Raw genomic sequence first — 13,198 nt, 5'->3', positions numbered from 1 at the left:
GTTGTTACTCCTGATCTTGTTTACTACGTAAGAATTCAACGGTGCGGCGAGTCCATTCGGCTTCTCGCTCGCAGGTTACGGCGGCATCGTCTTGCCACGGCAACCAATGTTCGACGATTTGGTTAATGCCTTTATCCGCCGGGCGCACGCTGGCGATCATCCGGTCGTAATCCAGCAAGCCTTCGCCCATCGGGCAGCCGGCAAAGGTAAAGCCGATCCAGCCATCACGGCGCGTGAAGGCAAAGTCTTTGATGTGCAGATTGCCGACGCGCGCGGCGGTGTTGGCAATCACCTGCTCTGGCAGTTCGAGTCCGGCGACACAATTGGCGGGGTCGAGACACACGCCGAGCCACGGCGACAGAAACTTGTTGATCACTGACATCATCGCGCCGCTGTTCACCTGCTCGTATGTCTCCAGACAGAGACGCACCTGCTGGCGGGCAAAATCCGGCAACACTTTGCCAATCAGCTCGGCGGCTTCGTCGAGCGTGGGACGGTGATCGGCGGTGTAGAACATCGAACGAATGACGCGCGCATCAAGGATTTCCGCCATGTGCAGATAACGACGCAGATGCGCAGTCCCGAGGCCGCGCGTGCCGAGTTCCAGCGTGATGCCGAGCGCATCAGCCTGCTGACGCAGCGTCAGCAGTTGTGCGTCAGTCCAGCTTTCAATCGCCGGGTAGTCGCAGATTTGAAACACCGACACATCCAGTTCGGCGGTCTGTTGCAGCATCTGCTCCAGCGTCAGCGGATGAGGGACTTTCGATGACATGCGCCAGAAAAAGGCGTAGGTACTGAGTCCAATACGGCTCATTAACAGCGCTCCTGAGCCAGCTCACTGGCTTCATCAATAATTTGTGCCAACGCTTTGGGATCGTGGGCAAAGCGCCCCAGAAACAGGCCATTTACATCCGCGCCAAGGCGCTGAATCAGTCCCGGACCGGCACTGCCGCCGTAAATGATTTTCAAGGTGATGCCGGGCGGCGTGGCGAGTTGCTGCAATCCGGCGCACACGGCGCGGATGTAGCTGTCCGGTGCCGGTTGCGGCGCACCAATCGCCCACTGCGGTTCGTAGGCAAAGAACACTTCGCCCTTTAAGCCCTGCTGCGCAGACTCGGCCAGCGCTTCGGCCAGCTGCTGCTGACACAGTGCGATTGCCTGCTGCGGTTCTGCCTGCACTTCTTCACCGATACACAGCACCGGCGTGATGCCATGACGCAGCGACATCGCCACTTTGGCAGCAATTTGCACTTTATCTTCGTGGAAATGACGACGGCGCTCAGCGTGACCAATTTCGGCCAGCGAGCAGCCTAACTCCTGCAACATACTGGCGCTGACTTCGCCGGTCCAGGCTCCGTTCTCAGCCTGGCAAACATCCTGAGCGCCGAAGCGCACCGGCGTGTCAGCGAAGATGGCTGCAACCGCCGGAATCGCCGGATAAGCCGGTAACACAAACAAGCCCACGTCGCCGTTTTTCACCGCAGCATGGTCGGCTAATGCCGCTACATCACGACACCATTGCAAGGTTTGCTGATAGCCGAAGTACATTTTTAAACTGACGCCGAGCCAGATTTTTGGCTGAGACATGCTTCAAGCTCCTTGTTCAGAGGCACTGTGTTCTTTTAGCAGATCGCCGACGGTATTGACGATCAATGCCAGCGAAATGGCTCCGGCATCCGGCGTGCCAACGCTTTTTTCTGCCAGCGGACGCGCACGCCCCATTTTTGGCACCAGCTGCGCGGTGTCCTGCGCAGCTTTATCGGCCACCTGCGCCGCCTTCAGCCAGGCGTCCGTTAACGACGCACCGGCGGCAACCGCCTCATTCAGGCTGTCGCTGAACGGCACCAGCACATCCACCATGGTTTTATCGCCAACGTGCGCTTTACCAAAGTGCATAATGCCTTCTTTTGCTTCACGTACGCCGGTGGCCACACGCTGTGCATCTGGTGTCTGACGATCGCCAAGCGCGGTACCCAATGCAGTGAGCGCCACGCCCCACAACGCGCCGGACGTGCCACCCGCTTTATCCGCCCAGGCATCTGCCGCGCGGCACAGCAAGCTGCCCGCCCCGGCACCGCGCGCAGCGACTTCACGCGCTTTCTCAACCGCGCCCAGCACGCCGCGCTCCATGCCGATACCGTGATCGCCGTCACCGGCCACCGCATCGATATCGCCAAGGCGTTCAGCGTTACGCTGTAACATTCCCGCCACGGATTCGAGTAACTGAAGTACGCGTTTCGCGCTCTCTTGCGATTCCGCGGTGGCTGCTGGCAAGGCTTCTTCCGTGCTTTCAACGCGCTCAGCGGCGCTTAACGGTTCGGCCACCAATACGCTGCCTTTGCGGTACGCTGGCGTATTGGTCGGCGCGCGCCACAAGGTTTCCAGCTGATCGTCCAGCCACATCAGCGTCAGTGACGCACCGGCCATATTGAAGCTGGTGACAAACTCGCCGACGTCCGGCTCAACCACCTGCAGGTTGGCGGCCTCCAGCAGTTGCGCGACGCGACGATAGACAACAAACAGCTCTTCATATTTCACCGAGCCCAGACCGTTGAGGATCACCGCCACGCGCTGACCGTCAGCTTGCGGGATGTCGGCTGGCAGTTCATTGAGCAAGCGCTCCACGAAGATCTCGGCCAGCTCATCCGCACTCGGCATGTCGGTCTCTTTGATCCCCGGCTCGCCGTGAATGCCCAGTCCCAGCGCCATGCGCCCTTTTTCCACTTCGAACAGCGGATGCGAAGCGCCCGGCAGGCTGCAACCGGAAAACGCCACGCCAAACGTACGCGTGCGTTGATTCGCGTGCTGTGCCAGCTGCAGGACCTGTGATAAATCGTGACCTGCTTCAGCCGCGGCGCAGGCGGCTTTGAACACACACAGATCGCCAGCCACACCGCGACGCTTCTCCAGCTCATCTTTACCCGCGCTGGAGATATCGTCGGTCACCGCCAGCACTTCGCAGGCGATACCTTCCGCCCGCAAACGCTCGCACGCCTGGCCGAAGTGCAGCACATCCCCGGCGTAGTTACCGAACATCAGCAACACGCCCGCGCCGTTATGGGCCGCACGCGCTACGTTGTAGATCTGCTGCGCCGACGGCGAAGCGAATAAGTTACCCATCGCCGCGCCGTGTGCCAGACCTTGTCCAACCAACCCGGCGAACGCCGGATAGTGACCGGACCCGCCGCCCACAATCACCGCCACCGTATTCGGCTGGCTGCGGGTGCTGCGCACCACGCCTCCGGCGACCTGACGGACTTTATCGGCGTTGGCGGCGACAAAGCCTTCGATAAGCTCAGCGGCAAAGGCTGAAGGTTGGTTAAACAGGTACGTCATATTAATGCTCCTGAGCTAAAGAGGTCGGCTGAGACGGCGAGCGACGGCGATTAAGTAACAGCATGAGGAACGCGGACAGCAGCATGAATCCACCCACCACAAACATCGGCAAGGCGTAGCTGTTGGTGGCGTCATGCAGCGCGCCGGTGATGTAGCCCGCGGAGAAGCCCGCTACGTTTCCTAAGGTATTGATCAAGGCAATGGCTGCGGCGGCAGACGCGCCGGTCAGGAACTGCGTGGGTAAGGTCCAGAAATTCGGCAGTGCAGCGAAGATGGAGCTGGCGGTGATCGCAATCACCATAATGGTGGTGAACGGCGAATCCATATACAGCGCCAGCGGCACGCTGATGCCGCCTGCCAGCGCTGGAATGGCGATATGCCAGGTTTTGCAACCGCGACGCGTGGCATCTTTCGACCAGAAGAACATCACCACCGCCGCAATCAGATACGGCACGCCGGTAATCAGCCCTTTCTGCATCACGTTAAAAGTGGTACCGAACTGCTGCTGGAAGCCCGCGATAATGGTTGGCAGGAAAAACGCCAGCGCATACAGGCCATAAATAAAGCCGAAGTAAATCAGGCACAGCATCCAGACGCGGCCGTTGCCCATCACCGAGCGCAGGCTGTGTTTTTGATGGCCCTGCTTCTGTTGATGCTCGGCTTCCAGTTCGGTGGTCAGCCAGGTTTTCTCTTCGGCGGTCAGCCACTTGGCCTGACGCGGCGAATCCACCAACCAGAACAGCGCGACGATACCAATCAGAATCGCGGGAATCGATACGCCCATAAACATCACGCGCCAGCCTTCCATGCCAAACAGGCCGTGCTGCTGAATCAGGGATGCGGCTAATGGCGCACCGAACACCACCGTCAGCGGCTGGGCAAGGTAGAACAGCGACAGAATTTTGCTGCGATGACGTCCCGGCACCCACATGCTGAGATAGAGAATCGCGCCTGGGAAGAAGCCAGCTTCGGCGATACCCAGCAGCAAACGCAGCGTATACAAGCCTTCTACACTGCTCACCCAGGTAAACAGCAGCGAGACAATGCCCCAGCTGATCATGATGCGCGCCAGCCAGCGACGCGCGCCGAACTTATGCAGCGCCAGGTTGCTTGGCACTTCCAGCAGAATGTAGCCAATAAAGAAGATGCCCGACGCCAGGCCAAACTGCAGCGCGGTGAGGCCGAGGTCTTGCGTCATGCCGTTGGGGCCGGCAAACGAAATCGCGGTGCGATCGAGGAAGTTGATAAAGAACATCAGCGCCACGAACGGCACTAAGCGCCAGGAGATTTTTCTGATGGTGGATTGTTCCACCGCTGTCATTGATGGTTGGTTCATAACGCACCTCCACGACGTGCGTGAGTGATCATTTCTTTATGTGGTGTTGACCAATCGCCAAACAGGCGCTGGCTGCAGGAGTACTGAGAGGTACGGTGTAAATGACACATGTTCGAGTCCTCGATGGGTCTTCTTGTACATTGGTATAGTCATGCGAACATATGAACACTACACGGATAATTGTGCATCTCTCAACTGCAACACGCGAAAGTGTGAGCGGCTTCATGAGATCTGATTTTGGTCAATTTATCGGATTACTGCGCCCATACGGCTCGGCACAGGCGGTTTAACAGGGTTTTCTGAGGCATTCAGGCGCGATCCTGAAGGCAATTCATATGAACAACCATTGAACATATGATTGATTTTGTGGCAGGCTAACTATGAACATCTTCTCGCCTGCTGAACAAACGTGCAGGCGTCATTGCACACCCTGCTGGAGAACGACGATGAAAACTATCGCAATTGGCGCCGATGATGCGGCTATCGAATTGAAAAATGTGATTAAAAAGCTGCTGGAAGAGAAAGAATATGTGGTGACGGATTACACCAATGACGCGCAAAACGACCGTCCGATGTATCCGGATGTGGCATTTGCGCTCGCCACCGCTATCCAGAAGAACGAATTTGAGCGCGGCATTCTGCTGTGCGGCACCGGCATCGGCGTGGCGATTGTCGCCAACAAGGTGGAAGGCGTGCGCGCGGCTCAGTGTCATGACACCTTCTCTGCTGAGCGTGCTCGCAAGAGCAACAACGCGCAGATCATGACCATGGGCGCGCGCGTCATTGGTCCTGAGCTGGCGAAGAACATTGTTAATGCCTGGCTGGCATCGGAATTTGAAGGTGGCGGCTCAACCGCCAAAGTTGACAAGATCGGTTACTACGAACAAGTATCCCACGCTAAATAAGCGCCGACGTCGCACCTCTGGAGAACCTTATGTCGACACACCGGGAAAGAGCCAACGCCATCCGCGCTTTGAGTATGGATGGCGTACAACAAGCCAATTCGGGACATCCGGGCGCCCCGCTGGGCATGGCGGATATCGCTGAAGTGTTGTGGCTCGACTTTTTGCAGCACAATCCACGCAATCCTCACTGGGCTAACCGCGACCGCTTCGTTTTATCGAACGGTCACGGCTCAATGCTGATTTACAGCCTGTTGCACCTGAGCGGTTACGATTTGCCGCTCAGTGAATTAAAAAATTTTCGTCAGCTGCACTCCAAAACGCCGGGGCATCCCGAATACGGCTACACACCCGGCGTTGAAACCACCACCGGCCCGCTGGGTCAGGGCATCGCTAACGCAGTGGGTTTTGCCATTGCCGAGCGCACGCTGGCGGCGCAGTTCAACCGTCCGGGACATGACATCGTAGACCATAACACCTACGTGTTTATGGGCGACGGCTGCATGATGGAAGGCATCTCACACGAAGTCTGCTCCATCGCCGGCACCCTGAAGCTGGGCAAACTGGTTGCCTTCTACGATGACAACGGCATCTCCATCGACGGTCACGTTGACGGCTGGTTCACCGACGACACCGCCAAACGTTTCGAAGCCTACGGCTGGCACGTAGTGCGCGGCGTGGACGGTCACAATGCGGACGCGATTAAAAAAGCGGTGGAAGAAGCCAAAGCGGTTTCCGACAAGCCTTCACTGCTGATGTGCAAAACCGTTATCGGTTTTGGTTCGCCGAACAAAGCCGGTACGCACGACTCGCACGGCGCGCCGCTGGGTGCCGATGAAATCGCGCTGACCCGCAAGCAGCTCGGCTGGAACCACGGTCCGTTTGAAATCCCTTCAGACATCTACGCGCAGTGGGATGCCAAAGAAGCCGGCCAGGCGAAAGAGTCCGCATGGGACCAGAAGTTTGCCGCCTACGCCGCCGCGCATCCGGAGCTGGCTGCCGAGTTCAAACGTCGCGTGAACAATGAGCTGCCGGCGAACTGGGCCAGCGAGTCGCAGAAGTTCATCGAGCAGCTGCAGGCCAGTCCGGCGAAAATCGCCAGCCGTAAAGCCTCGCAGAACGCCATCGAAGCCTTCGGCAAAATCCTGCCGGAATATCTGGGCGGCTCCGCTGACCTGGCGCCGAGCAACCTCACCATGTGGTCCGGCTCGAAGCCGATCAACGAAGACGCGGCGGGCAACTACATCCATTACGGCGTGCGCGAGTTCGGTATGACCGCCATCGCCAACGGTATCGCGCTGCACGGCGGCTTCCTGCCGTACACCGCCACCTTCCTGATGTTCGTCGAGTACGCGCGCAACGCCGCACGTATGGCCGCGCTGATGAAGATTCGTCAGATCATGGTGTACACCCACGACTCAATTGGTCTGGGCGAAGATGGCCCGACGCACCAGCCGGTTGAGCAGATGGCCAGCCTGCGCGTGACGCCAAACATGAGCCTGTGGCGCCCGTGCGACCAGGTTGAGTCAGCGGTAGCGTGGAAGTACGCGATTGAACGCGTGGACGGCCCGTCGGCGCTGATCTTCTCGCGTCAGAACCTGGCGCAGCAGGATCGTAGCGCTGAGCAGCTGGCTAACGTGGCGCGCGGCGGTTACGTGCTGAAGGACAGCGAAGGTACGCCGGAGCTGATCCTGATCGCCACCGGTTCGGAAGTGGAGCTGGCGGTGGCGGCGTTTGATCAGCTGACGGCGGAAGGCCGCAAGGTGCGCGTGGTGTCTATGCCATCCACCGACGCCTTCGACAAGCAGGACGCGGCTTATCGTGAATCCGTGCTGCCGAAAGCGGTTGCCGCACGCGTGGCGATTGAAGCGGGTATCGCGGATTACTGGTTCAAATACACCGGCCTGAACGGCGCGATCGTCGGCATGACCACCTTCGGTGAGTCAGCGCCTGCGGATCAGCTGTTCAAAGAGTTTGGTTTTACCGTTGAGAACGTGGTTAACACGGCGAAATCGGTTTTGTGATTTGAGATCGCTAAATAGCGCCCCAACAAAATAAAAGGCGGCTCTGTTGAGTCGCCCTTTTTACTACGCGGTAATACGAATAATTTTTTGCGTCATGCTCATGGCGGAATCAAACGGGCCGGTATTGCGCACGATTTTCACCATCACGCTGGCGCCCACCCACAGCTGATACAGGCTTTCCGCCACGCGGCTCGGTTTGTCATCGATAGACAGCGAACCTTCCTCAATACCCGCTTCTAACGCATCCGCCAGTCGCGCGATAATGCCGGCCGTACCGGTCTGTAGCGTGCCGCGCATGCTATCCGAGAGATCGGCAACTTCCGCGCCCAGCTTCACCGCCAGACACTTGCCCTGACAATCGGAGAACGATTGCGATTCACGCCACAGCTGCCAGTAATTCATCAGCCGCTGCGCCATCGTCAGGCCCGGCTGGCTCAACGTCGCGTCTAGCTCAGCCAGATAATCATCGAAATAGCGCGCCAGCATATCCACCCCAAAAGCCTCTTTCGAGCTGAAGTAGTGGTAGAACGAGCCTTTTGGCACACCGGCATCGGTGAGGATTTCATTTAATCCGACAGCCGAAAAACCCTTGCCGGCCATAATGCGTTGGCCAGTGGCAAGGATGTGATCGCGGATTTCATTGCTATGCAATTGGGATGTAGTCGTCATAGCGTTAGGTTACCAAATACTAGACCAGTCGTCTAGGCGCTAAGCATGCGTTTACTGCTGCGATAAGGGAGGCGGACAGCGGTTCGCCTCCCGATGCGTTTATCGCGCCAGTTGCTTGATCAACTGTTGCGCCGTCTCTGCTGAAGACGTTGGGTTTTGTCCGGTAATCAGCAAACCATCGCTGACGACATAGGAACTCCAGTCCGCGCCTTTCGAATACAGACCGCCCTTCGCAACCAGCTCGTCTTCCACCAGGAAAGGCACCACCTGAGTCAGGCCGACCGCTTCCTCTTCACTGTTGGTAAAACCGGTGACTTTACGGCCTGCTACCAGCGGTTTTCCTTCCGGCGTTTTGACGTGACGCAGCACGCCCGGCGCATGACACACCAGTGCAACATGCTTGTTGGCGGCCAGGAAGCCTTCAATCAGTGCGATAGAGTGCTGATCTTCTGCTAGATCCCAGAGCGGACCGTGACCGCCTGGGTAAAACACCGCGTCGAAATCGGCTGGCGATACGCTGTCCAGACGCACGGTGGCGGCAAGTTGCGCGGTTGCTGCTGCATCAGCTTCAAAGCGATGCGTGTGCTCCGTCTGGAAATCAGATTCATTGCTTTTAGGATCTAACGGCGGGTTGCCGCCTTTCGGTGACGCCAGCGTGATTTCTGCGCCAGCATCTTTGAAGGCGTAGTAAGGCGCGGCCAGCTCTTCCAGCCAGAAACCGGTTTTGCGGCCGGTGTTACCCAATTGGTCGTGTGAGGTTAGAACCATAAGAATCTTCATCATCAATCTCCTGCTTGCTGGATTAAACGTCTAAACTAGACCAGTCGTCTAGCGCTTGAATTCAAAGTAACAGCTAATAGACCAGTCGTCTAGAGATTAATTCATTTTTATTATTGAAATGGAATGCGCTGCTGTTTCTTACCTTTCGATCCGCTTCAGCGTACTCTGTCCCGGTTTGCCCTTTCTCACGGAACTGGAGGAATGATGTCCACCCTACGTTTGCTAATATCTGATTCACACGATCCCTGGTTTAACCTCGCGGTAGAAGAGTGCATTTTCCGCCAGATGCCGACAACGCAGCGCGTGCTGTTTCTCTGGCAGAACGCCGAAACCGTGGTTATCGGACGCGCCCAGAATCCGTGGAAAGAGTGCAACACGCGACGCATGGCGGAAGACGGCATCAAGCTGGCACGACGCAGCAGCGGCGGCGGCGCGGTGTTTCACGATTTGGGCAACTGCTGCTTCACCTTTATGGCCGGTAAACCGGAATACGATAAGTCAGTCTCCACGGCGATTATCCTGCGCGCGCTGGAACAGCTCGGCATTCCGGCAACAGCCTCCGGTCGCAACGATATCGTGGTGAACGTGGATGGCGAGGTGCGCAAGATTTCCGGATCTGCTTACCGTGAAACGCCGGATCGCGGCTTTCATCACGGTACTTTTTTGATGGATGTCGATCTTTCGCGTCTCGCTGATTACCTCAATCCAGACAGCAAAAAATTACAGGCCAAAGGCATTACCTCGGTGCGATCGCGCGTGGCCAACATTGCCGATTTGGTGCCGGGCATTAGCTTTGAGGCGATCTGCCGTGAGGTGATTACCGCCTATTACGATTACTATCAGGAAGAGTGCGAGCCGGAGCATATCTCCCCCGCCGCACTGCCTGATTTGCCCGGTTTTGAAGAGCAGTTTGCGCGACTAAGCAGTTGGGAATGGAATTTTGGTAACGCACCGGATTTCTCGCATCTGCTGAATGAGCGTTTTGTCTGGGGCGGCGTTGAGATCCACTTTGATGTCGAACGCGGCGTGATTTCTCGCTGCCAGATTTTCACCGACAGCCTGAACCCTTCGCCATTAGAAACGCTGGCGTTGCGTCTGCAGGGCGCGGTGTATCGACCTGAAACCATACTGGCGCAATTAGCGCAGTTGAAAGCAGAATATCCTCAGCAGATGAATGAGCTGAGCGAGCTGGAAAGCTGGCTGGTGGCGAGTGTGAGCTAAGCGTACATTGGTCGCCATGAATGGCGACCAAACATTACTTATTCTCGGGCTGTGCGACTAAATCCGGTTCTTTGCCTACCAACATCAATGTCAGACTAAACGACATAATAAGCGCAATGGCGACGCCGGAAATGGCCCAGATAAAGTACGGGCCAATATAGGCCGGCAAACTGAATATACTGGAAAGAATATAGCCGTATAAACGCACGCCAAAGAAACCGATAAAGGCCGAAGCCAGCGCGCTGGAAACCGTTGCCGCAATAAAGGCTTTTTTGTAGCGCGTTAACACGCCAAACAACGCCGGTTCTGTAATGCCTAATAACGCTGAAATGGCGGCTGAAAGTGTGACCACTTTGTCCTGACGATTTTTAGTTAATTTCCAGATAGCAAATGTAGCTCCGGCAATCGACATATTTGCCATAAACATCATCGGCATCAACATGTCATAACCGCGATCGCTGAAATTCTGCAGCGCAATCGGTGTCATCGCGTGATGCATGCCGGTTAGCACCGCAACGGGGCGAATGGCACCGACAATTAAGCCAGCAAAGCTCGCTGAGATACTGAATAAGCCCTCAATAAACAGCGCCAAACCTTTGCCAAGCCAAATACCCATCGGGCCAATTACCACCAGCGCGGTCAATGCCGCCAGGAACAGCGTTAAGGTTGGGGTAAATACGGTTTTCAATACTTCCGGCATAATACGATCCACCCCGCGATGGATATAGCTGAGAGCCAGAATAGAGAAGATGACCGGGATAACGCTGGAAGCATAATTAAATACCGAAACCGGCAGCACGCCCATCAGCCAAAATGCGCTTACTGCGCCCTCCTGATGCGCCGCCAGCGATTTTGCCGCATCAATTAAAGAGGGATACATTAAACACGCCGCCACGGCTGCAGCTAAATACTCGTTGGTTTTAAATATTTTGGCGGCAGAGACCGCTAAAAAGAACGGCAGGAAATAGAACACGCCGCTGGCGATTAAATCAATCACCATCACCGTATCGCTTTTGGCCGAAACCAGCTGTAACGCCACCAATCCGGCTAGCAAACCTTTGATCATCCCGGCGCCAGCAATGGCGGGAACAATCGGGCCAAATACGCCCGAAACGGTATCCATAAACAGCGATATCAGGCTTTTGCGCGCTTTCTCGTTTTGCGCGGGCTGAACGCCATCGTTATTTAACGCCGGAACGATTTGCTCATACCAGCTATTGACCTTGGGCCCGATAATAATCTGGAATTGTTCACTCTGCATTTGCGCGCCCAATACGCCGGGCAAGGTTTTAATTTCGCTCTGGTTAACTTTATTGTCATCAATAAGGTCAAAGCGCAGACGCGTCACGCAATGCCAGACTTTATTGATATTATTCTTCCCACCCACTAAGTGGATTATATTTTTTATTACTTCCTGCGTTCCCATACGTGCTCCTGAGGGAAGAAAAACAGCCTGATGAAATCTGCACTGGATGGTAATAAATGACACTCAACAAAACAAACCAATAAATTATGACTGCGATCACAAAACCCGTTGCAACAGGGCCATTAAGTTTTAAAATAGCAAATTGGTCTGTTTTATCGCGATAAACACTCTTTTTTACTGACCAATATTTATTGGCTGAAAAAGGGTTTGCGTCTCAATAAAAACCCGGTAATGATACGCCAAAATAGCTTATCAACAGGCCTTGAAATTGAGCGCAGTCACTGCGCCACAGGAGTATTTCACGTGACCCCAACCCTCATTGAAAGTATTGAGTGTTTTATTACCCGCCCCGATCGCCATAACCTTATTACCGTACGTGTTACCACCAATAAAGGGATTACCGGTCACGGCTGCGCCACCTTTCAACAGCGTCCTTTGGCGGTAAAAACCATGGTGGATGAGTATCTGGTGCCGCTATTAGTTGGACGCGATGCCAACAATATTGAAGACCTGTGGCAGATGATGAACGTTAATGCCTATTGGCGTAACGGGCCGGTGACCAACAATGCCATTTCGGGCGTGGATATGGCGCTGTGGGATATTAAATCGCAGTTAGCCGATATGCCTTTGTATCAGCTTTGGGGCGGCAAAGCGCGCGATGCGATTGCAGCTTACACCCATGCCAGCGGTGAAACGCTGGAGGAACTTTATACCTCCGTTGATAACGCCTTAGAGAAAGGCTATCGCCATATCCGCTGTCAGCTGGGCTTTTACGGCGGAACGCCGAAAGAACTCCACGCACCGGAAAATAGCACCTCCGGCGCTTACTACTCGCAGCAAGAGTACATGACGAATACGGTCGAGATGTTCCGCGCGTTGCGGGAGAAATACGGTCACTGTTTTGAAATACTGCATGACGTGCATGAGCGCTTATTCCCGCAGCAGGCCATTCAGCTGGTAAAACAGCTTGAGCCATATATGCCCTACTTCCTTGAGGATGTGCTCCCACCCGCGCAAACTGGCTGGCTAGCGCAGTTGCGTCAGCAAAGCGCGGTGCCGTTAGCGTTAGGCGAATTATTTAATAATCCCGCAGAATGGCACGAGTTAATTGTCAATCGTCGCATCGACTTTATTCGTTGTCACGTCTCGCAGATTGGTGGTATTACGCCGGCATTGAAATTGGCTGCACTGTGTCAGGCATTTGGTGTGCGACTGGCATGGCACGGACCGGGCGATATGACGCCGATTGGCGTGGCGGTTAATACACATCTGAATATTCACCTGCACAATGCTGCGATTCAGGAATTTATTCCACGCTCAACGCTGACGGATGCCATTTTCCCTGGCGCGCCGGAAATAAAAAATGGCTATCTCTATCCGCCGCAAGCATCAGGTATTGGCGTCGGCTTTGATCAGGCATTAGCGGAAAAATATCCGGTGGTTTATCGTCCGCATGAATGGACGCAGAGTCGCCTGCCAGACGGCACCATGCACACGCCATAAG

11 protein-coding genes are annotated in these 13,198 nt (G+C 55.6%); 4 read left to right on the top strand and 7 right to left on the bottom strand.

Going from position 1 to position 13,198, the window contains the following annotated elements:
• Positions 1 to 4: 4 nt before the first annotated feature.
• From IB226_RS04630 to IB226_RS04615, 4 genes are read right to left on the bottom strand one after another with little or no spacing between them, the layout of a single operon-like run.
• A complete protein-coding gene (locus tag IB226_RS04630; RefSeq protein ID WP_110866127.1) occupies positions 5 to 814 on the bottom strand; it encodes a sugar phosphate isomerase/epimerase in 810 nt (269 codons plus the stop codon).
• Positions 814 to 1,587, bottom strand: coding sequence for a triose-phosphate isomerase family protein (locus IB226_RS04625; RefSeq protein ID WP_192233819.1), 774 nt, complete (start codon positions 1,585 to 1,587; stop codon positions 814 to 816). Before IB226_RS04625 ends, IB226_RS04630 begins: the two co-directional genes overlap by 1 nt.
• A 3-nt stretch (positions 1,588 to 1,590) precedes the next feature.
• On the bottom strand, positions 1,591 to 3,336 hold the full coding sequence (locus IB226_RS04620; protein ID WP_192233817.1) for a dihydroxyacetone kinase family protein: 1,746 nt from the start codon (positions 3,334 to 3,336) through the stop codon (positions 1,591 to 1,593).
• 1 nt (position 3,337) lies between these two features.
• Complete coding sequence (locus tag IB226_RS04615) at positions 3,338 to 4,672, bottom strand: MFS transporter (RefSeq protein WP_101764431.1); 1,335 nt, start codon at positions 4,670 to 4,672, stop codon at positions 3,338 to 3,340.
• 446 nt (positions 4,673 to 5,118) lie between these two features.
• Here IB226_RS04615 and IB226_RS04610 point away from each other — a divergent pair, with 446 nt between their 5' ends.
• Positions 5,119 to 5,577, top strand: coding sequence for an RpiB/LacA/LacB family sugar-phosphate isomerase (locus IB226_RS04610; protein WP_101764432.1), 459 nt, complete (start codon positions 5,119 to 5,121; stop codon positions 5,575 to 5,577).
• Between the two features lie 29 nt (positions 5,578 to 5,606).
• A complete protein-coding gene (tkt, locus tag IB226_RS04605; protein WP_192233814.1) occupies positions 5,607 to 7,598 on the top strand; it encodes a transketolase in 1,992 nt (663 codons plus the stop codon).
• Positions 7,599 to 7,661: 63 nt separating this feature from the next.
• Here tkt and IB226_RS04600 read toward each other — a convergent pair whose 3' ends face one another.
• Positions 7,662 to 8,267: a TetR/AcrR family transcriptional regulator gene (locus IB226_RS04600; RefSeq protein ID WP_137385767.1), complete on the bottom strand. Its 606-nt coding sequence runs from the start codon at positions 8,265 to 8,267 to the stop codon at positions 7,662 to 7,664.
• Between the two features lie 99 nt (positions 8,268 to 8,366).
• Positions 8,367 to 9,047, bottom strand: a complete 681-nt coding sequence (locus IB226_RS04595; RefSeq protein ID WP_192234512.1) for a type 1 glutamine amidotransferase domain-containing protein — start codon at positions 9,045 to 9,047, stop codon at positions 8,367 to 8,369.
• 204 nt (positions 9,048 to 9,251) lie between these two features.
• On the opposite strand from IB226_RS04595, the gene IB226_RS04590 reads away from it, so the two are divergent.
• A complete protein-coding gene (locus IB226_RS04590; RefSeq protein WP_192234511.1) occupies positions 9,252 to 10,268 on the top strand; it encodes a lipoate--protein ligase A in 1,017 nt (338 codons plus the stop codon).
• 34 nt (positions 10,269 to 10,302) lie between these two features.
• Here the strand turns inward: IB226_RS04590 and IB226_RS04585 are convergent, their stop codons facing one another.
• On the bottom strand, positions 10,303 to 11,694 hold the full coding sequence (locus IB226_RS04585) for a PTS transporter subunit EIIC (protein WP_192233812.1): 1,392 nt from the start codon (positions 11,692 to 11,694) through the stop codon (positions 10,303 to 10,305).
• 303 nt (positions 11,695 to 11,997) lie between these two features.
• Between IB226_RS04585 and IB226_RS04580 the strand changes: the two genes are divergently transcribed.
• Entirely contained in the window at positions 11,998 to 13,197 is a 1,200-nt protein-coding gene (locus IB226_RS04580) for an enolase C-terminal domain-like protein (RefSeq protein ID WP_192233810.1), read from the top strand.
• Position 13,198: the final 1 nt, after the last annotated feature.

Origin of the sequence: Pantoea sp. PNT03 (genome assembly GCF_014852515.1) — a bacterium.
GTDB lineage: Bacteria > Pseudomonadota > Gammaproteobacteria > Enterobacterales > Enterobacteriaceae > Pantoea > Pantoea leporis.
This window is presented reverse-complemented; position numbering and strand designations above follow the sequence as displayed.

Bases quoted from the DNA above. Each gene is read 5' to 3' on its own strand.
- IB226_RS04630 (WP_110866127.1), bottom strand. From the start codon at position 814: ATGAGCCGTATTGGACTCAGTACCTACGCCTTTTTCTGGCGCATGTCA.
- IB226_RS04625 (WP_192233819.1), bottom strand. From the start codon at position 1,587: ATGTCTCAGCCAAAAATCTGGCTCGGCGTCAGTTTAAAAATGTACTTC.
- IB226_RS04620 (WP_192233817.1), bottom strand. From the start codon at position 3,336: ATGACGTACCTGTTTAACCAACCTTCAGCCTTTGCCGCTGAGCTTATC.
- IB226_RS04615 (WP_101764431.1), bottom strand. From the start codon at position 4,672: ATGAACCAACCATCAATGACAGCGGTGGAACAATCCACCATCAGAAAA.
- IB226_RS04610 (WP_101764432.1), top strand. From the start codon at position 5,119: ATGAAAACTATCGCAATTGGCGCCGATGATGCGGCTATCGAATTGAAA.
- tkt (WP_192233814.1), top strand. From the start codon at position 5,607: ATGTCGACACACCGGGAAAGAGCCAACGCCATCCGCGCTTTGAGTATG.
- IB226_RS04600 (WP_137385767.1), bottom strand. From the start codon at position 8,267: ATGACGACTACATCCCAATTGCATAGCAATGAAATCCGCGATCACATC.
- IB226_RS04595 (WP_192234512.1), bottom strand. From the start codon at position 9,047: ATGAAGATTCTTATGGTTCTAACCTCACACGACCAATTGGGTAACACC.
- IB226_RS04590 (WP_192234511.1), top strand. From the start codon at position 9,252: ATGTCCACCCTACGTTTGCTAATATCTGATTCACACGATCCCTGGTTT.
- IB226_RS04585 (WP_192233812.1), bottom strand. From the start codon at position 11,694: ATGGGAACGCAGGAAGTAATAAAAAATATAATCCACTTAGTGGGTGGG.